At 55.7% G+C, this 19,687-nt stretch carries 18 protein-coding genes; 8 read left to right on the top strand and 10 right to left on the bottom strand.

From position 1 onward, the window contains the following. Positions 1–25 precede the first annotated feature (25 nt). Positions 26–1,048, bottom strand: coding sequence for a fructoselysine 6-phosphate deglycase (gene frlB / locus FHW74_RS10615; protein WP_183170404.1), 1,023 nt, complete (start codon positions 1,046–1,048; stop codon positions 26–28). Positions 1,049–1,069: 21 nt separating this feature from the next. Further along, on the bottom strand, positions 1,070–2,407 hold the full coding sequence (gene frlA / locus FHW74_RS10610) for a fructoselysine/psicoselysine transporter FrlA (RefSeq protein WP_183170403.1): 1,338 nt from the start codon (positions 2,405–2,407) through the stop codon (positions 1,070–1,072). 613 nt (positions 2,408–3,020) lie between these two features. On the opposite strand from frlA, the gene FHW74_RS10605 reads away from it, so the two are divergent. Continuing rightward, complete coding sequence (locus FHW74_RS10605) at positions 3,021–3,515, top strand: DUF4760 domain-containing protein (RefSeq protein ID WP_183170738.1); 495 nt, start codon at positions 3,021–3,023, stop codon at positions 3,513–3,515. A 120-nt stretch (positions 3,516–3,635) separates the two neighbouring features. Here the strand turns inward: FHW74_RS10605 and cysG are convergent, their stop codons facing one another. The 4 genes from cysG to nirB all read right to left on the bottom strand — a co-directional run bounded on the left by cysG (position 3,636) and on the right by nirB (position 8,882). Continuing rightward, positions 3,636–5,000: a siroheme synthase CysG gene (gene cysG / locus FHW74_RS10600; RefSeq protein ID WP_183170402.1), complete on the bottom strand. Its 1,365-nt coding sequence runs from the start codon at positions 4,998–5,000 to the stop codon at positions 3,636–3,638. Positions 5,001–5,011: 11 nt separating this feature from the next. Next, positions 5,012–5,821, bottom strand: coding sequence for a nitrite transporter NirC (nirC, locus tag FHW74_RS10595; protein ID WP_183170401.1), 810 nt, complete (start codon positions 5,819–5,821; stop codon positions 5,012–5,014). Positions 5,822–6,012: 191 nt separating this feature from the next. Continuing rightward, on the bottom strand, positions 6,013–6,339 hold the full coding sequence (gene nirD / locus FHW74_RS10590) for a nitrite reductase small subunit NirD (protein ID WP_183170400.1): 327 nt from the start codon (positions 6,337–6,339) through the stop codon (positions 6,013–6,015). Next, entirely contained in the window at positions 6,336–8,882 is a 2,547-nt protein-coding gene (gene nirB, locus FHW74_RS10585; protein WP_183170399.1) for a nitrite reductase large subunit NirB, read from the bottom strand. The genes nirD and nirB overlap by 4 nt, the downstream gene beginning before the upstream one ends. A 238-nt stretch (positions 8,883–9,120) precedes the next feature. Here nirB and FHW74_RS10580 point away from each other — a divergent pair, with 238 nt between their 5' ends. After that, positions 9,121–10,419, top strand: coding sequence for a cytosine deaminase (locus FHW74_RS10580; protein WP_183170398.1), 1,299 nt, complete (start codon positions 9,121–9,123; stop codon positions 10,417–10,419). Between the two features lie 15 nt (positions 10,420–10,434). Here the strand turns inward: FHW74_RS10580 and tsgA are convergent, their stop codons facing one another. Beyond that, on the bottom strand, positions 10,435–11,619 hold the full coding sequence (gene tsgA / locus FHW74_RS10575; protein ID WP_183170397.1) for an MFS transporter TsgA: 1,185 nt from the start codon (positions 11,617–11,619) through the stop codon (positions 10,435–10,437). A 277-nt stretch (positions 11,620–11,896) separates the two neighbouring features. On the opposite strand from tsgA, the gene ppiA reads away from it, so the two are divergent. The 5 genes from ppiA (at position 11,897) to FHW74_RS10550 (ending at position 15,234) form a co-directional block, all read left to right on the top strand. Further along, positions 11,897–12,469, top strand: a complete 573-nt coding sequence (gene ppiA, locus FHW74_RS10570; protein ID WP_183170396.1) for a peptidylprolyl isomerase A — start codon at positions 11,897–11,899, stop codon at positions 12,467–12,469. 105 nt (positions 12,470–12,574) lie between these two features. Beyond that, positions 12,575–12,745, top strand: coding sequence for a YhfG family protein (locus FHW74_RS10565; RefSeq protein WP_183170395.1), 171 nt, complete (start codon positions 12,575–12,577; stop codon positions 12,743–12,745). Further along, entirely contained in the window at positions 12,735–13,337 is a 603-nt protein-coding gene (locus FHW74_RS10560; RefSeq protein ID WP_183170394.1) for a putative adenosine monophosphate-protein transferase Fic, read from the top strand. The genes FHW74_RS10565 and FHW74_RS10560 overlap by 11 nt, the downstream gene beginning before the upstream one ends. Before the next feature lie 30 nt (positions 13,338–13,367). Next, positions 13,368–13,931, top strand: coding sequence for an aminodeoxychorismate synthase component 2 (gene pabA, locus FHW74_RS10555; RefSeq protein WP_183170393.1), 564 nt, complete (start codon positions 13,368–13,370; stop codon positions 13,929–13,931). A gap of 85 nt (positions 13,932–14,016) precedes the next feature. After that, the gene (locus FHW74_RS10550) at positions 14,017–15,234 is read left to right on the top strand and encodes an aspartate aminotransferase family protein (RefSeq protein ID WP_183170392.1); all 1,218 of its coding nucleotides are present in this window, start codon (positions 14,017–14,019) and stop codon (positions 15,232–15,234) included. Here FHW74_RS10550 and FHW74_RS10545 read toward each other — a convergent pair. Both FHW74_RS10545 and crp read right to left on the bottom strand, forming a co-directional pair. Next, positions 15,224–17,320, bottom strand: a complete 2,097-nt coding sequence (locus tag FHW74_RS10545) for a YccS/YhfK family putative transporter (protein WP_183170391.1) — start codon at positions 17,318–17,320, stop codon at positions 15,224–15,226. The genes FHW74_RS10550 and FHW74_RS10545 overlap by 11 nt on opposite strands. A 47-nt stretch (positions 17,321–17,367) precedes the next feature. Then, positions 17,368–18,000: a cAMP-activated global transcriptional regulator CRP gene (gene crp, locus FHW74_RS10540; protein ID WP_000242758.1), complete on the bottom strand. Its 633-nt coding sequence runs from the start codon at positions 17,998–18,000 to the stop codon at positions 17,368–17,370. Between the two features lie 303 nt (positions 18,001–18,303). Here crp and FHW74_RS10535 point away from each other — a divergent pair, with 303 nt between their 5' ends. Then, positions 18,304–18,708 carry an OsmC family protein gene (locus FHW74_RS10535; protein WP_161659793.1) on the top strand — a complete coding sequence of 135 codons (405 nt, stop codon included), beginning with the start codon at positions 18,304–18,306 and terminating at the stop codon, positions 18,706–18,708. Between the two features lie 29 nt (positions 18,709–18,737). Here the strand turns inward: FHW74_RS10535 and FHW74_RS10530 are convergent, their stop codons facing one another. Further along, a complete protein-coding gene (locus FHW74_RS10530; protein WP_125292527.1) occupies positions 18,738–19,604 on the bottom strand; it encodes a phosphoribulokinase in 867 nt (288 codons plus the stop codon). Between the last annotated feature and the right edge of the window lie 83 nt (positions 19,605–19,687).

Here is a 19,687-nt window from a genome sequence, read left to right as displayed (position 1 = left end):
CCTGCACGGAGGCCGGGCGAGGGAATTAATACTCGACGATGCCGCCGTAATAACGGCGATCATCCGGGTTGTGGTCTTTGTAAATAGAGAGGTAGTAGCAGAGCCACTCCATCGGTACGAACATCAGGAACGGCGCGAGCCACGGGTGCAGCCCCTGGGAGATCTCGGCATAGTCGATCACGATGACGTTATCGGTGCGCTCACGCACGAAGCGGATGGCGCGCTCGGTGGTGTGACGGCTTTCGTCATTGCCGAGCAGGAACAAGAACGGCACGCCCGGCTCAACGATTTCCAGCGGGCCGTGGCGGAATTCACCGCTCTCAATCACCGAGCCGTGGGTCCAGGTAAATTCCATCAGCGTCACGATCCCCTCTTTATAACCCAGCGGGCGCAGCGGACCGGCGGACACGGTATAAATCATCGGCCACTGGGATGCCTGCTCGCCAAGCTGGCGCCCTTTATCTTCCCAGGTGCGTACCAGATGTCCGAGCGCCTGCGGCAGTTTGCGCAGATCGTTTTTGATTTTGCCGATTTCGGTATGCGGCGCGAGGCGGGTAATCATCTCCAGCACCACGCTGTAGCACAGCAGCAGATGGATTTCCCAGATGCAATCGGCTTCATACGCCACCACATGTTCGGCGGCCTGGGTAATCGGGCTGTCCGGGCATTTGGTAAAGGCGGCGGTCAGCGCGCCGCAGGCCGCGCCCAGCTCCAGGGCTTTAATCACTTCTTCAGTTTTGCCGTAATCGGAGACGCCAATCACCGCGCAGCGCGAATCCAGGCGGTGCGGGGTGTTATCGCAGAACTCCCAGCCGGAAAGCGCGTAGACCTGCAAACTGGAGAAGCGGTCCGCCAGATGTTTTGCCGTCTGCGCCGCATTCAGCGGGGAGCCGCAGGCCACAAAGTAAATACGATCCACGCCGCGCTTAAGCATTTCATCCACAATGGCATGCACGCGAGGAACGTCTTTCTCGAGAACTTTTTCAACTTCCTTGACCATGTTTTCGGTTACCAGGAAATCCACCGTGCTTTTATCAATATTTAACATGCAACAACTCTCCAGACAGGGTTAAGAAATATGAGCCAGGCGGCGGTTGCGCTTTTCCCAGAAGGCGTAAGCTGGCAGACCGGTGGCGATAACAATCAGGGCGCAGACCAGCCCCGGAATGGGCGCCCACACGAAGGTGGAAGCCACAAGAATTAAGCTCGAAGCGATAGCCGCGAAGGTCATCAGGCCGAATGCCGGCGTGCGCCACAGCGGTTGGTAGTCCTCACGCTTGCGGCACCAGATAATCGAGCCGAAGGTCAGGGTATTTTTGAAGCACATCACCAGCGTGAAGTAGCCCAGCAGGCTGGTCAGGTCAGAAACGAAGATAAAGAAGATGCCGAGGGCGCATTGCAGGATGATGGAAACATCCGGCGTGTTGTATTTCGGGTGGACATGCCCGAAGCTTTTGAAAAACAAATTATCTTTCGCCATCGCGTACTCGAGGCGCGGTTGGTACATCACGCAACTGGAGAGCGAGCCGAGGATCACGATAATGGCGGTCACGGCGACAAAAATGCCTGCTATGCTGCCCAGCGCTGGAATATAGGTAAGGGCGTCGGAAATGGGCGTCCCCGAAGCGGCGAGCTTGTCGAACGGCATCAGCCCGGTGATCACCAGCGCCAGCAGCGAATAGAGCACCAGCACCAGTAAACAGGAGCCGATCAGCGCGCGCGGCATGGTTTTGCCAGGGTTTTTGATTTCGCCGGTCATGTAGCATATGGATGCCATGCCGGTGTAGGACCAACTGGTGGCGGAAATCCCGGCCAGCAGCGCCATAATGCCCGCCGCCGCGCTGGTGGTGGCGGTCGTCGGCGCGCTGAAGTTATCGCCTTTGAGCCAGAACACGCCGATACCAATCACAATGGCGAACGGAATGATTTTGGCGATGGTGATCAGCGTCTGGAAGGTTGCGCCGCCCTCTACAGAGCGCAGGTGCAGCAGCATAAATGCCAGAATCAGACCGGTGGCGATGAACTTTCCGGCAAAGGGATCGATGGGCACCAGAAAGGCCAGATTACTGACAATCGCCAGCGCCATAATAGAGAGCGAAGGCGCATCGTTGGCCCAGAAGCTGGCCCAACCGGAGAGAAACGCCAGCGGACGGCTGCCTGCGTTTTTCAGATACACATAGTCCGCGCCGTTTTCGGGATAGGCGGTAGAGAGCTCCGCATACACGCACATCTGTGGGATGACAATCAGCCCGCCAATCACGAATGCAAGCACCGTGAGCCACGGCGAGCCAGCCGCTTTTGCTACTTCACCAACCGAAACGAAAATACCGGAACCGACGGTCGTTCCGACGGAAATGGCCAGCACGGCCCAAAAGCCGAGCTTGCGTTGGAGTTCCTGGCCTTCCATATCGTTACCTTTTTAATTATCAAATGGAGTTGTAGGGTTCAGTGCGTCTGCATGAAGGCAGAAGGTCGCCGCACGATCCGCAGTGGAGATCGTGGAAGATCGCTTTGCTGTTTTCATTATGAGATGACGCATAACGAATATAACAACATATGATGAATTGTATTGGCGAGGTAGATCACAAAATCGCCATTTGTGAGCGAGGTGTTAACTGTCTTTGGGATAACTTTTTGAAATTAAAACAGAAAAAAATAGTGTAAGGTTTGCCGGGCAAAGTAGAATCTTTCCACTTACCTTAGCTGTTGTCGGCAACGCACCAACAGGAATGAAGATGAGTGCTGATGATGATGGCGCATGTACCCGCTAAGCCGCTCTGACAATGGTCGTTAATCTGAGTTCATCCCCCTTCACTTTGCATCATTGAGCGTTTTTAAGTAGCATTACTTGAGGTCATTCTCCAGGAGAATACCTGTCACAGTACATAAGTCGTGATTAGATACATGCCTTAAGGAGGTAACATGAAAAAGCTGTTTGATGAATTTGATGGTTTCTAAATCAAGTTAACCTCTACGGGGCGGGTATTTCCCGCCTTTTTTCATGGAAGAAATGTATGTTACTGGACCCTATAACAATTCAGATCATCAGCAACATCATTGTCCTTATTGGCGTTATCGTTGCTGTTGTCACACTTATCTACAACGTAAGAACGGCTAAGAAAACACAAACCGCAGTTTTTCTTTTTGAAAGCCGCAAAGATAAAGATTACGTTGAATCGCTTCATATCCTGAAGAAGGCTCATCAGTCGGGCAAATCATTCCGCTCCTACGTCTTCCCGATTCCTGGCACTGCTATTACCGATCAAGAATTGGATGAACGTCGCAAATTCCAGTACATACTTAACTTTTACGAGCGCGTCGCAGTCAGTATCCGGCAGGGTATTTACAACGAAGAAATGATAAAAAGAACATCTTATACGACGGTAATCGAAACATGGGATATTGCTGAACCACTGATACGCGCCATCAGAGAGAAGATAAACTCCGAAATCACGTATCAGGAGTTTGAGTGGTTAGCCACCCGATGGAAGAAAAAGAAGTTGAAAAAGAACTAAGTCCGCATTGCGGACTTTTTTCATGTTATGCGGGGACGCCCGGATGCCATATCGTTCGGTTGTGCGAGACAGAAGCAGAGGAAAAGCGCCGGGCAGGAGCGGCGTCCTGCCCGAGCCAGTTTAAAACCAGCGTAACTTATCGCGCAGCGCCACCACGCGGCCCACGAAGATCAGGCTGGGGCTTTCCACCTGCTGCGCCAGTTTGCCAAGCTGCGATAAGGTGCCGGTGACCACCCGCTGTTTCACGCTGGTGCCGTTTTCCACCAGCGCCACCGGCATAGCGGTATCCATACCGTGTTCCAGCAGTTTTTGTTGGATAGTCGCCGCCTGATTCAGGCCCATATAAAACACCAGAGTCTGTTTCTCCGCCGCCAGGTTATGCCAGTCGAACTCGCCGCCGCTCTTCAGGTGACCAGTGATTAACCGCACGCTCTGGGCGTAATCGCGGTGGGTCAGGGGAATGCCTGCGTAGGCGGAACAACCGGACGCGGCGGTAATACCAGGCACCACGGAGAACGGGATCCCCGCGCCGATCAGCGTTTCGAGTTCCTCGCCGCCGCGCCCGAAAATGAACGGGTCGCCGCCTTTCAGCCGCACCACGCGTTTACCGCGCTGGGCTTCGCGCAGCAGGATTTGGTTAATCTCTTCCTGCGGTACGCAGTGGTAACCGGCGCGCTTGCCAACAAACACCCGGTCGGCGTCGCGGCGTACCAGATTCATAATCTCATCGGATACCAGGCGGTCATAAACCACGATATCCGCCTGTTGGATCTGCTGTAGCCCTTTCAGCGTCAGCAGGCCCGGATCGCCCGGACCGGCGCCCACCAGCACCACTTCGCCGCGGTTATCCAGCGGTTCAGTGAACAGGGCTTCAGTGAGGGTCGCGACGTTTTGTTCATCCTGATTGGCGAGCGACTGCGCCAGCCGATCGTTAACAAACAGCTTTTCCCAGAAGCGGCGGCGCTCGCTCATGCTGCCGAAAGTAGTTTTGACGCGACGGCGCAGCTTCCCGGCGTAGTGGGCGATTTGCCCCAGATGTTGGGGCAGAAGGGATTCGAGTTTCTCACGCAATAACCGCGCAAGAACCGGAGAGGTGCCGCCGGAAGAGACCGCCACCATCAGCGGCGAGCGGTCAATAATTGACGGCATAATAAAACTGGCCTGCTGCGGTGCATCCACCACGTTGCAGAAGATGCGGCGCGCTTCGGCAGCCTCGCTGACCTGGGCGTTAACCGCGTCGTCATTGGTGGCGGCGATTACCAGCCAACACTCGTCCATCAGGCTGGCGTCAAACGGTCCGGCGGTGAGGGTTAACGCGCCCTCGTCATGCCAGACCTGAAACTGCGGGGTAAACGCCAGCGCGTTTACCGTAACCTGGGCTCCTGCCTCCATCAGCAGACGCGCTTTGCGTTCTGCTACGTCCCCGCCACCGACTAATAAGCAGGGGCGCTGTTTTAACTGACAAAATATCGGCAGGTGATCCACGACATGACCTCTTAGTGGCTGGCTTTCGCCGCAACGGTTGCGATGTGTGCAGGAGTCGGACGCTCCGCTTTTGGCGTAGCATACCAGTAACCTAATCCCATAAACACCGCGCCGGAGAGGGTATTGCCCAGGGTTACCCACAACAGGTTATGGCCGATGCCGGAAAGCGTGTAGGCATCGCTGTGGTGACCGAACCAGGACAGGGCGAACAGCGTCATGTTGGCGACGGAGTGCTCATAGCCGGACGCGATAAACGCCAGCAGACACCACCAGATTGCCAGGAATTTCGCTGCGCCTTCAGTGCGGATCGCCATCCAGATCGCCAGGCAAACCAGCCAGTTACACAGCGCGCCTTTAAAGAACAGCACCATTGCGGGCGCAGAGGTTTTGGCCAGCGCCACGGTATGCACCAGGCTGGTATCTACCGGCAGCAGGCTACCACCGCCCCAGCTGTACAGCAGCGCCACGAACACCGAACCCACCAGGTTGCCCAGCCAGGTTTGCGGCAGAATCGCCCACATCTGGCCGTGGCTGATGGTGCCCGCTTTCACGCCAAAGGTCAGGAACATGGTGTGGCCGGTAAACAGCTCCGAACCGGCGATGATCACCAGCGTTAACGCGATGCCGAAGGTCGCGCCCATGACCAGCGGACGCACCGACGGGTCGAGCAGATTGCCGAGGGTAAAAATTAAAATAATCCCCAGCCCGACATACGCACCCGCCATCGCGGAGCTAACCCAAAAACCGAACGGATTGCCGGAAGAGAGACGGGCGATACGCGCCGCGTTAGCCGCGCACTTGTTGATGGTGTCTGTAAACATGTTGGTTATCCTGATAGATTGAAAAATAATAAATTTGGCTGCGCTGGCATTCGCGGCCGGAATGATTTCCGGTCTGTTTTTATCGCGTTGCCTCACGCAAAACGCCCACGGTTTACCGCACATCTTTGCGTGCAAAGAGGCCGGGGACGGAAAAATTTAAAAAGGGCGAGGAGGATCCTCGCCCTGGGGCATTACGCTTTAAGTTGCACCTGCCCGTCTTTCACGCGGGCTTCATAATGGGCAACGGAGTGGCTTTCATCCTCCATGCACAAACCATCGCGCAGGCGGAAGCGCTGTTTCTTCAGCGGGCTCGCCACCCACAACTCGCTCTGGTGTTCGACGATTAAACCGCGCGACAGCACGCTGGCCTCGAAGAACGGGTCGATGTTGCTGATGGCGTAGACGTCGTCAGACTGGTGAGGACGGAAGATCGCCACCTGCTGGTCGTTCAGCAGGGCGCAGACGCCGGTTGCAGGCAGGATCTTGTCGATTGGGCAGATGTTAATCCACTGGCTCATACGGTTTCCTCCTCCACAAAGGTGACCGGGATACGTTCATACGGCGTGGCCGGACGATGCTGCTGACGCTCGGAAACCACCTGAACATTCGGGTCGCGAAGCGGGCTGTTGATAAAGTGCTGGAAGCGAACCTGGGCTGCCGGATCGTTCACTGTCTCGGTCCATTCGCAGACCACGGCGTCACGCAGGCGGGCCATTTCGGCTTCGAGCTGGGCATTCAGGCCTAACTTGTCGTCGATGATCACGCTCTTCAGATAGTCGATGCCGCCTTCCATGTTATCCAGCCACGGCGCGGTTCGGGTCAGTTTGTCGGCGGTGCGGATGTAGAACATCATAAAACGGTCCAGATAACGCACCAGGGTGTCGCGATCGAGGTCCGCCGCCAGCAGATCCGCATGACGCGGTTTCATGCCGCCATTACCGCACACGTACAGGTTCCAGCCTTTTTCGGTGGCGATAATACCCACGTCTTTACCCTGCGCTTCGGCGCATTCACGAGTACAGCCAGAAACGCCGAACTTCATTTTGTGCGGGGTGCGGATGCCTTTGTAACGGTTTTCCAGCTCGACGCCGAAGCCGACGCTGTCGCCCACGCCGTAGCGGCACCAGGTGCTGCCGACGCAGGTTTTCGCCATACGCAGCGCTTTGGCATAGGCATGGCCGGTTTCGAAGCCCGCTTCAATTAGCTGACGCCAGATTTCCGGCAGGTCATCTTTCTGCGCGCCGAACAGGCCGATACGCTGCGAACCGGTGATTTTGGTGTACAGGTTGAACTCGCGGGCGATACGGCCCACTTCCATCAACCCTTCCGGGGTGATTTCCCCGCCCGCAGAACGAGGGATCACTGAGTAGGTGCCATCTTTCTGGATATTCGCCAGGAAGTTGTCGTTGGTGTCCTGAAGCGGGGTGTGTTTCGGTTTCAGGATGTATTCATTCCAGCAGGACGCCAGCAGCGAGCCCACGGTCGGTTTACAAACTTCACAGCCGTAGCCTTTACCGTATTTCGCCAGCAGCTCGTCGAAGGTTTTGATGCCTTCCACGCGGATCAGGTGATACAGCTCCTGACGGGAAAACGCGAAGTGTTCGCACAGGTTGTGGCTGACTTCGATGCCCTGTTTCGCCAGTTCGGCGTTCAGCACCTGGGTCACCAGTGGAATACAGCCGCCGCAGCCGGTACCGGCTTTGGTTTCCGCTTTCAGCGCCGCAACAGTGTGGCAGCCTTTGTTGATGGCGGAGATCAGCATGCCTTTGGTGACGTCGAAGCAGGAGCAGATTTGCGCGCTGTCCGGCAGTTTGTCGACGCCGATGGCCGGTTTGCCCTGGCTGGCGTGCGCTGGCAGGATCAAGGCGTCCGGGTTTTCCGGCAGTTCGATTTGGTTCAGGACCAGTTGCAGCAGGTTGCCGTAATCGCTGGTATCGCCCACCAGCACCGCGCCCAGCAGGGTTTTGTTGTCTTCGCTGACGACGAGGCGTTTATAAACTTCTTTGCTCTCGTCCAGGAACACGTAGCTGCGGGAGTTCGGGGTGCGGCCATGGGCATCGCCGATGCCGCCAACGTCCACGCCCAGCAGTTTCAGCTTGGCGCTGAGGTCGGCGCCTTCAAAGGCGTTGGTGTTGCCGAGGATATGGTCAACCGCCACCTGCGCCATTTTATAGCCTGGCGCCACCAGACCATACACGCGGTTATGCCAGCTGGCGCATTCGCCGATGGCGTAGATATCCGGGTCGGAAGTCTGGCATTTATCGTTAATCACGATGCCGCCGCGCTGCGCGACGGCCAGGCCGCACTGGGTCGCCAGCTTGTCGCGCGGGCGAATACCGGTGGAGAACACGATGAAATCGACTTCCAGGTCGCTGCCGTCGGCAAAGCGCATGGTTTTACGGGCGTTTTTACCGCTCTGGACGATTTCCTGGGTGTTTTTGCTGGTATGGACTTTTACGCCCAGGCTTTCGATTTTCTTACGCAGCTGCTCGCCACCCATCTGATCGAGCTGTTCAGCCATCAGCATTGGCGCGAATTCAATGACGTGAGTTTCCACGCCGAGGTTTTTCAGCGCGCCAGCGGCTTCCAGGCCTAACAGCCCGCCGCCGACCACCGCGCCGCGTTTACTGCGACGGGCGCAGGACTCGATGGCGTTGAGATCTTCGATGGTGCGGTAGACGAAGCAATCCTGGGTTTCAGACCCTTTGATCGGCGGGATCCACGGATAGGAACCGGTCGCCATGATCAGTTTGTCGTAATAGACAGTGCGCCCGGCGCTGGAGTGGATCACTTTTTCCTGGCGGTTAATGGTGATGGCGCGTTCGCCCATCAGCACGTTTACGCCATGCTTCTCATAATAACCTTCACGCACTAAAGAGAGCTCTTCAGCCGTGTGGTGAGAGAAGTAAGAGGAGAGGTGAACACGATCGTAGGCGATACGTGGCTCTTCACAAAATACGGTAATGTCGAACTGGCTGGCGTCAGCTTTATCGAGAAGATCCTCAATAAAACGATGGCCTACCATGCCGTTACCGATTATAGCCAGTTTGACTTTGCTCATTTTTGCCTCAATTTCTAATCTACTACTGCCTACCTTAACGATTCAGCAAACCCCCTTCTTGATTCAGATCAATTTCCGTCCCATATACCCCTTAATGGGTATATCCTTGATTTTTGTAGGATTTTCTAAGTGGCGGAATTAATTCAGGTTTCGATTTTGCGCGCTTTTTAAACAAATTTGGGCCAGGCCAGGCGGAATGTGGTATCACTCTGTAAAAAGCGTTTACAGCGGAGGGAGTATGTCTTCAACGTCTTTATGGTTAATCCAGAATGTGCGTTTACCGGGGCGAGAAGGATTATGGCAAATCGCTATTGATAAAGGCCGGTTCGGGGCTATCGCGCCGATGGAAAACGGCGTTCACAGCAGCCTTGATGTGCTGAATGCGCGCGGCGGATTAGCCGTTCCGCCGTTTATCGAGCCGCATATCCATCTGGACACCACGCAAACCGCAGGCGAGCCCAGCTGGAATCTCTCCGGAACCCTGTTCGAAGGCATCGAGCGCTGGGCCGAACGCAAGGCGACGCTGAGCCACGAGGATGTTAAGGCGCGCGCCTGGCAAACCCTGAAGTGGCAAATGGCCCAGGGGATCCAGTATGTGCGTACCCATGTGGATGTCTCCGACCCGACGCTCACGGCGCTGAAAGCGCTACTGGAAGTGAAAAAGGAGGTCGCGCCGTGGATTGATTTACAGCTGGTGGCCTTTCCGCAGGAGGGCATTCTTTCGTATCCCAACGGTGAAGCCTTGCTGGAGGAGGCGCTCAAGCTCGGCGCGGACGTGGTGGGGGCGATCCCGCATTTCGAGTTCACGCGCGAATACGGCGTTGAGTCGCTGAATATTGCCTTCGCACTGGCGAAGAAATATGACCGGCCGCTGGATATTCACTGTGATGAAATTGACGACGAGCAGTCGCGCTTTCTGGAAACCGTGGCGGCGCTGGCGCTGCGGGAAAATATCGGCGAACGCGTGACCGCCAGCCATACCACTGCGATGCATAGCTATAACGGCGCGTACACCTCGCGTCTGTTCCGCCTGCTGAAGCTCTCCGGGATTAACTTCGTCGCCAATCCGCTGGTGAATATTCATTTACAGGGGCGGTTTGATGATTATCCGAAACGGCGCGGGATTACCCGGGTGAAGGAGCTACTGGCGGCGGACATCAACGTCTGCTTCGGGCATGACGACGTCTTTGATCCATGGTATCCGCTGGGCACCGGCAATATGTTGCAGGTGCTGCATATGGGGCTGCACGTTTGCCAGATGATGGGCTATGAACAGATTAACCAGAGCCTGGATTTCATCACGCATAACAGCGCCCGAACCCTGGGCATTGCGCAGTACGGCATTGAAGAGGGCAACCCGGCCAATCTGATTATTCTCCCGGCGGAGAACGGCTTTGAAGCGGTACGACGCCAGGTGCCGGTGCGCTGGTCGGTGCGTCACGGCAAAGTGATCGCCACCACACAGCTGTCGCAAACCTGGGTGCAAATGGATAACGGCGGAGAGGAGATTTACTTTACGCGCCCTTCAGCGGACTAAAGGGCGCGTTGTGCATTAATGTGCGGCAGAGGTCGCGCCGTGGCGACGGTGGCGCGTCACAAAGCCCAGTATGAAGCACATCACGAACACCACGGCGTACAGTCCGTTGGCGGTATTCAATGCCGCCTGCGGGCCGTTGTGGGCGACAATCGGGCCGGTGACCACGAAGGTCAACATGGTGCCGACGGTGCCGCAGGTCAGAATAAAGTTAACCAGTTTCGGCGACGGCACGTGGGTTTGCAGAGAACCGAGGGTGATGATCGAGGTATAAATGGCGCTGGAGAAGAAGCCCAGCGTCAAAATAAACCACGCCATATGCTGCGGTTCGCCGGAGATAAAGCAGTACATCAGCACCGTGGCGAGGCCCGCCAGTACGGTCAGAATGCGTTGCAGATCGAAGAAGCGCAGAATAAAGCTGAACGCCCACATGCCGAACATGTACGACATCCAGAAATCGCTCACCAGCTTACCGGCGTCGTTCAGGCTCATGCCAAGGCTTTTGGCGTACTCCGGCACCCAGGAGATAAAGCCCAACTGGCCAAGGATGTAGCACAGCGCCGCAACTGACAGGAACAGCACGCCGATGCCCCATTTTTCTTTCACGACAGGGGTGTCGCTTTGTTTGGCGTGTTTGCCCAGCGCCGGGAATTCGCAGCCGAAGGTCAGGATAAAAATCGCCACGTAAACCAGACCGATGCAGGCATAAACCCAGTACCACTCAATGGTGCGCGCCAGCAGCCAGGCCGCCAGCATCGGGAAAATCATGCCCGCCATGCTGAAGAAGGAGTCGGTAAACAGCAGGCGCGAGCCGCGCTGACGCCCTTCATACATTTGGGTGACCAGAAAGGTGCCGATAGACATGGTAATGCCGCTGACCACGCCCAGTACAAACATACAGGCGGAAAACAGCGCCAGACTGTGGCTCAACATCAGTCCCGCCACGGCCAGCACCATCATCACAAAGCCGAAGCGCAGCTGGGTTTTCAGCGGAACGATTTCCATAAGCCAGGCGTTCAGGAAGATAGAAATCAAGATCCCCGCGTTCAGGAAGGTAAAGGTGTTGCTCATACTGGAAACCGGCAGGCCGAAGTAGTCGGCGATATTGCCCATCACCATCCCGGTGACAATCACTAACGCGCCGGTCAGGGCGTAGGAAAAGTAACTGATCCATGTGAGCTTGATGCGATTGCTGTTAGTCATGAAGATCCTGTGAAGAGAAAGGTAAAGCATCCTGGGGACGCCGGAAGCGCGGGCAGTTTATGTCTTTTTGTGATGCGTATAAATATTTCGATGTTTATTTGCTGCAAAACTCACGTTTTGGTGTGAGTCAAATCACATATATTTCCTAAACTTTCCAGGTAAAAATCTCGGATGTTAGCCAGGCATCGTAAAACCAGGTAAATCTCTGGCACGATGCGGTAACGGTCTTTAGAATCAAGCCACTCGCTTTTAACCCTGTTTTCGTAAGGAATGCTTCATGCTCAAATCAACTCTGGCGGCTGTTGCAGCTGTGTTCGCTCTTTCCGCTCTCTCACCTGCGGCGCTGGCTGCTAAAGGCGATCCTCGCGTACTGTTGACGACCTCTGCCGGCAATATCGAACTGGAGTTAAATAGCCAGAAAGCACCTATCTCTGCAAAAAACTTCGTTGATTACGTGAATAGCGGCTACTACAACAACACCATTTTCCATCGCGTGATCCCAGGCTTTATGATCCAGGGCGGCGGCTTTACCGCTGATATGCAACAAAAGCAAACCAACGCGCCGATCAAAAACGAAGCTGATAACGGCCTGCGCAACACCCGCGGCACCATCTCCATGGCGCGTACCGCAGATAAAGACAGCGCGACCAGCCAGTTCTTTATTAACGTGGCGGACAACGCCTTCCTTGACCACGGCCAGCGTGATTTTGGTTATGCGGTATTTGGTAAAGTTGTGAAAGGGATGGACGTGGCTGATAAAATCGCCCAGACCCAAACTCACGACGTGGGCCCTTACCAAAATGTCCCGTCAAAACCGATAGTTATCCTGTCTGCTAAAGTCCTGCCGTAACCGTCTTTCGCGCGGGTTCGTTTAACCCGCGCTTGCCGCTTCCCGGCGTGTCTGTGATTTGCTGCTTATACTTGTGGCAAATACGGTCACGATCAGGGAGGCGCTATGTCTAAAAAACTCACCGACAAACAGAAATCCCGTCTCTGGGAACAAAAGCGAAACGGTAACTTTCAGGCCAGCCTGCGCCTGGAAGGACGTGATATCCCGTTAATTGAGTTGAATGCAGACGCCGCCGAGCAACGCCTTCAGGAACTCAGGGGGCAATATGAGCGATAAATATGGCGACGGGCGCGACCCGTATCTGTATGCCGGGCTGGATGTGCTGAAAAACCGTCTTAATATCCGCCAGGCACAGCGTCTGGACGCCGCGATGCTGGAACTGATCGCGCTGCGCGCCGCCACGCTGCCGCTCGGGCCGATCCCGCGCGGGTTACCTCATCTGTGCGCTATCCACCGTCATCTGTTTCAGGACGTGTTCGACTGGGCGGGCGAGCTGCGTGAAGTGGATATTTACCAAGGCGATACCCGGTTTTGCCATTTCGGTTACATCGAAAAAGAGGGCAACGACCTGTTCCAGGATCTGGAGGATGAAGGGTATCTGGCGGGGCTACCGGCGCAGGAATTTATTCAGCGACTGGCGCATTACTATTGCGAAATCAACGTGCTGCACCCGTTCCGCTTGGGTTCCGGTCTGAGCCAGCGCATTTTCTTTGAGCAACTGGCTATCCATGCCGGATACAGCCTCGACTGGCGTGATATCGACCCGTCGTTCTGGCGCGAGGCGAATCAGGCCGGGGCGATGGGCGATCTGGCGCCGCTGATCGCAATCTTCAGCAAAGTGGTGAGTGAAGCCCGGGAAAGTGAGTAGAATAGCGCGGTTCATTTTTCCGGAGCCGCCATGCTACTGCTGATTGATAACTACGATTCGTTTACCTGGAACCTGTATCAGTATTTCTGCGAACTCGGCGCGGAGGTGGTGGTAAAGCGCAATGATGAAATCAGTGTTGCTGATATCGCCACGCTCGCGCCGCAAAAAATCGTTATTTCACCCGGCCCCTGTACGCCCAACGAGGCCGGTATCTCGCTGGATGTGATTCGCGATTACGCGGGCAAGCTGCCCATCCTTGGCGTCTGTCTTGGCCATCAGGCGATAGGCCAGGCGTTCGGCGCGCGGATTATTCGCGCCCGCCAGGTGATGCACGGTAAAACCTCGGCGATCCGCCATAACGGCAGCGGCGTGTTTCACGGTCTGAATAACCCGCTTACCGTCACGCGTTATCACTCTTTGCTGATTGACCCCGCCACGCTTCCGGACGACTTTGACGTCACGGCCTGGAGTGCCGAACAGGAAATCATGGGCATTCGCCATCGCGAGTGGGATCTGGAAGGTGTGCAGTTTCATCCGGAAAGTATTCTCAGTGAACAGGGCCACGCGCTGCTGGGCAACTTTTTACGCCGCTGATTTTCTGTTGCTATCAACTGATTTTTTATGCATATTTTGTGATTATATTTTCAATCAAGATTTTGCATAAACGGATGGGCGTAAGATGGCTACAGAACAGACGGCAATTACCCGGGCGACTTTTGACGACGTTATTCTGCCAGTCTATGCACCGGCTGAGTTTATCCCGGTAAAAGGCAAGGGCAGCCGCGTATGGGATCAGCAGGGCAAGGAGTATATTGATTTTGCCGGCGGGATTGCGGTCACCGCGCTGGGACATTGTCATCCGGCGCTGGTAGAGGCATTGAAAACCCAGGGAGAAACCCTGTGGCACACCAGCAACGTCTTTACCAACGAGCCGGCGCTGCGCCTGGGGCGTAAAATTATCGACGCCACCTTTGCCGAGCGCGTGCTGTTTATGAACTCGGGCACCGAAGCCAACGAGACCGCGTTTAAACTGGCGCGCTATTACGCCTCTACCCGCCACAGCCCGTATAAAACCAAAATCATCGCTTTTCATAACGCGTTCCATGGCCGTTCGCTGTTTACCGTGTCGGTCGGCGGGCAGCCGAAATATTCCGACGGCTTTGGACCGAAACCGGCGGATATCATCCACGTGCCGTTTAACGATCTGCATGCGGTGAAAGCGGTGATGGATGATCACACCTGCGCCGTCGTGGTGGAGCCGATCCAGGGCGAAGGCGGTGTGACGGCGGCGACCCCGGAATTCTTACAGGGGCTGCGTGATCTGTGCAACCAGCATCAGGCGCTGCTGGTATTTGATGAAGTGCAGTGCGGCATGGGCCGTACCGGGGATCTGTTCGCTTACATGCATTACGGCGTGACGCCGGATATCCTCACCAGCGCTAAAGCGTTGGGCGGCGGTTTTCCGATCAGCGCGATGCTGACCACTCAGGATATCGCGTCGGCGTTCCATGTGGGTTCTCACGGATCCACCTATGGCGGTAATCCGCTGGCCTGCGCGGTTGCCGGTGCGGCGTTCGATGTTATCAACACCCCTGATGTACTGGCTGGCGTGAATCAAAAGCGCGCGCAGTTCGTGCAGCATCTTGAGCGCATCAACGCGCAGTATGATGTGTTCAGCGATATTCGCGGTATGGGGCTGCTGATTGGCGCGGAGCTGAAATCGCAGTTTAAAGGCCGCGCACGCGAGTTCTTATACGCGGCGGCTGAGGCGGGCGTCATGGTGCTTAACGCCGGTCCGGACGTCATGCGGTTTGCGCCATCGCTGGTGGTGGACGCGGTGGACATCGACGAAGGCATGACGCGTTTTGCGCAGGCCGTAGCGAAAGTCAGTCGTTAACCGCTTTTGGATTATTGAGCCGCCGGTTAAGCCAGATCCCGTGATGCGGCCGCTGACGCCATGCTACCGAAGAAATGGTATGCATGGTGTCGAGATGGCCGAGTATCCGCTGGAGGTGCTGCTCCAGCACGCTTAACGGGCCCTGTGACAGGGCTTCAGGGATATCCAGGATCATCGCGTCTTTGGTTTCACCCGGCTCGTCATATTCCAGCCGCTGCTGGCAGCGTTGCAGCGCAATTTCGCACGACTGCAAATAACGCTGCGCCAGCTCCGGCGTCAGCATGGTGTGCTCCCGCGCCATGGTGGTCATGGCATTAATGTGCTCGACGATAAACTGGCTGTGCGTGACCCACAGTTTCATCTCTTCCAGATAGTGGGTATTGAACCCCGGCTCCTGCATGGCCTGATTCAGCGAGTTGTATAACGCATTGTGCGCCTGATTAACCAACATGCGCTGCCACGCCAGCGGCGTCGGCTGCGGGTCATCGCTGAGAATTAAGCGTATTGCTTTCTGGTCGGCCTCCAGCGCGTCGTGGGCGTTTTTACGCAGCAGGCCGCTTTGCCACTGAGGCCACAGCCAGACCATACCGCCAAAGGCAATCAGGCAGCCTATCAGCGTATCGATAAGCCTCGGCAGAATATATTGCTCGCCGCTCAGGGTGATCAACTGGAGGCTGTATACCGCAGTAACGGTAAAGCCGATGGTGGCCCAGCCGTAATTTTTGCGGATGATCAGATAACTCACGATGGTGATGATCAGCATCGCCAGCAGGGTATAGCCATCGGCAACGTGGTAGTGCAGGGTGACCCCGGCGATGATCAGCCCCGCCATGGTGCCGCCCGCACGGTGGAGAATGCGCACCCGTGTGGCGCCGTAGCCGTTCTGGGTCACGAACATCACGGTCATTAAAATCCAGTAGGGTTTCGGCAGATGCAGGGCGCTGCCCACCAGGCTGGCGATGCTCAGCATCACGGCGATACGCGCGGAACTGCGTAACGCGGTGGACTTCAGGGACAGATAGCTTTTCAACGCGCGCAGCACCGGCAGGCGGCGCTGTTTATCTTCCATCAGATCCCGCGAGTAGAGAGGGCGCTGGGATTTTAATACCCTGGCGATACGGCTGAAGTGATATTCGCAGAACTGGCCTACCGGGTTATCCGGATGCTGGCGGGCGATTTTCTCCAGCGCGCCAATCTGTTTATCCATTTCGAACCGTTTGGGATAGCGATGATACAGAATGTCATCGGCGCGCTCCCGCAAACGGGCCGCCACGGTTTGGGCATTCCAGCGGATCACCGCTTCGGCGTGGGTTTCATGCACCAGTTTCTGCACTTCTTCAGGTTGATGCAGACTCACCGAGATGTGCTCCTGCAAATCGAGCGCAATCTGGAAGGTGCGCAACAGACGCTTATAGCCATGATGATTACCGGTCGACAGCATATGCAGTTGCTGATAGCACTGGGTAATCAGGTCGACGGTTTTTTGCTGGCGCGCCAGCAACGGCGGCAACGCGCTTTGCGGATCGGTATGCTGGGTCAACAGACTGTATTTGGCTTCGCAATACTCCGCCAACTGACGGTACAGCAGGCTCAGGGTTTCACGCAGCGGCTGCTCGCGCCACAGCCAGAACCAGAACCAGTTGAACAGCCCGTACCACAGCGTGCCCAGGGCATACAGCAGCAGCGGCTCCCATATCGGCATATAGCCCGCCAGGCTGAGCGTAAAAATGGCCGCGATGAGCGAGGCCGGGAGCAGGCGCGCATGAAGCGGGCTGATTTCCGCCGTTACGCCCAGGATCAGCGCCAGCCCGGAGAGCGCCAGCGGTAGCGGCACAGCGTTAAGCAGCAGTAATTGCATCGCCAGGCTGCTGAGCGCAAACAGCGATCCGCCAATAATCAGGCGTTTAAAGAAACGTTTATGCGGGGTATCCAGACCGGCGATGTTGCAGCAGGCAGGAACGAGAGAGAACAGCAGGCCCTGTTGTAAATGGCCCAGAGCCAGACCCACCGCCACAGGTAGACACAGCACCAGCGTTTGACGAAGTGCGTAGTTGATTTCCGGGTGGTAGATCAGGCGTCGCCACATGGGTGAGGTCGGATAAAACGGCGTGTCGCCACGCCGTTTCGTCGGGTTTAGCGGGTACCGTAAACCACAATGGTTTTACCGTGGGCGGAGATCAGGTTCTGATCTTCCAGCATCTTCAGAATGCGGCCAACGGTTTCGCGGGAGCAGCCGACGATCTGGCCGATCTCCTGACGGGTGATTTTAATCTGCATGCCATCCGGGTGAGTCATGGCATCCGGCTGTTTCGCCAGGTTGAGCAGCGTTTGTGCGATACGGCCAGTCACATCAAGGAAGGCGAGGTTGCCCACTTTCTCTGACGTTACCTGCAGACGGCGCGCCATCTGCGAAGAAAGACGCATCAGGATGTCAGGGTTAACCTGAATGAGCTGACGGAATTTTTTATAAGAGATTTCTGCCACTTCACACGCCGTTTTGGCGCGAACCCAGGCACTGCGTTCCTGACCTTCTTCGAACAATCCCAGTTCGCCGATGAAATCGCCCTGATTCAGATAAGAGAGGATCATCTCCTTGCCCTCTTCATCTTTAATCAGCACTGCCACGGAGCCTTTAACGATGTAATACAACGTTTCCGCCTTTTCACCCTGGTGAATCAGCGTGCTCTTCGATGGGTACTTATGAATATGGCAATGAGACAAGAACCATTCGAGAGTCGGGTCTGTTTGCGGTTTGCCAAGCACCATGCGCGGTTATCCTCTGTTTTAAGCTGACTCCAGAGAGCAACAATAATAACCCTCTGGGTTTTTGCAATCATCTCTTCTCCTGGCCGGAGAAGGGGCCTTTAATGTCCTGTGGCCTGTAATAGGTGTGGTCGTATGCACACATGCATTACATCAATGTATCGCTGTAGCATCCGACTGTTTTAGCATAGCTTTACGTGAGTGTCTCCTATTGTCTCGTTTCAGCTTGACCTGGCTCTCATCCGTTGCGCGTTTTGTTACAGCCGCGTAATCTGTCAGTAATTTTGAAACACTGGAGTAACCAAAATGCAGGCAAGAGTGAAGTGGGTAGAAGGGTTAACTTTTCTCGGTGAGTCCGCTTCCGGACACCAGGTTTTAATGGACGGCAACTCCGGTGACAAAGCGCCCAGCCCGATGGAAATGGTGCTGATGGCGGCGGGCGGTTGTAGCGCAATTGATGTGGTGTCGATCCTCCAGAAGGGGCGTCATGACATTACCGACTGCGAAGTGAAATTAACCTCTGAACGCCGTGAAGAAGCGCCACGCTACTTTACCCATATCAATCTGCATTTCATCGTGACCGGTAAGGCGTTGAAAGACGCGGCGGTGTCCCGTGCGGTGGATCTCTCCGCAGAGAAATATTGTTCAGTGGCGTTGATGCTGGAAAAAGCGGTCAACGTCACCCATTCTTACGAAGTGATTGAAGGTTAAACAGTATTTGTTAAGGCGGCGTTGCCGCCTTAAATTTTTCGTCCTTCCATGATTCTTTTTACCAGCGGCAGCATAATCAGCTCCATCGCCAGCCCCATTTTCCCGCCAGGTACCACTAATGTATTGATGTGGGAAATGAATGAACCCTGCAGCATGGCCAGCAGCCAGGGGAAATCGATGCCTTCCAGGTTCCTGAAGTGAATCACTACCAGACTCTCATCCAGCGAGGGGATCGCTTTCGCGGCAAACGGGTTTGAGGTGTCTACAGTAGGGACGCGCTGGAAGTTAATGTGGGTGCGGGAGAACTGTGGCGTGATGAAGTTAATGTAGTCCTCCATCGAGCGCACCACCGAATCCATTACCGCTTCCCGGGAGTGTCCACGTTCGCTGGTGTCACGGATGAGTTTCTGGATCCACTCCAGGTTGACGATCGGCACCACGCCGACCAGTAAATCCACATGCCGCGCCACATCATGATGGGGCGTTACCACGCCGCCGTGCAGCCCTTCGTAAAACAGCACGTCGGTCGGCTCAGGCAGCGGTTGCCAGGGCGTAAAGGTGCCCGGCACCTGGTTCCACGGCACAGCTTCGTCATAGGTGTGCAGATATTTACGCGATTGCCCGGTACCGGTTTGACCGTACTGATGAAAAGTCTGCTCCAGCAGGCCGAAGTCGTTGGCTTCCGGCCCGAAATAGCTGATGTGTTTACCCACGTCGCGCGCTTTGCGGATCGCCATATCCATCTCAGGGCGGGTATAGCGATGAAAACTGTCCCCTTCCACTTCGGCGGCATGCAGGTTGAGCTGGGCGAATATCTTACGAAAGGCGAGGCTGGTGGTGGTGGTTCCGGCCCCGCTGGAGCCGGTAACGGCGATAATCGGATGTTGGGCAGACATAGCGGAACAACTCCTTAGGGTAGCGACGTGAAGGTAAGACCCGTGCAAGGCGAATGAGTTCTGGCGGTTTGGTCAACCGCCAG

The organism is Atlantibacter sp. RC6, assembly GCF_014193285.1.
In the GTDB taxonomy this organism is placed as follows: Bacteria; Pseudomonadota; Gammaproteobacteria; order Enterobacterales; family Enterobacteriaceae; genus Atlantibacter.
The sequence above is the reverse complement of the archived record's forward strand: the minus strand, read 5'-3'. Positions and strand labels throughout refer to the sequence as shown.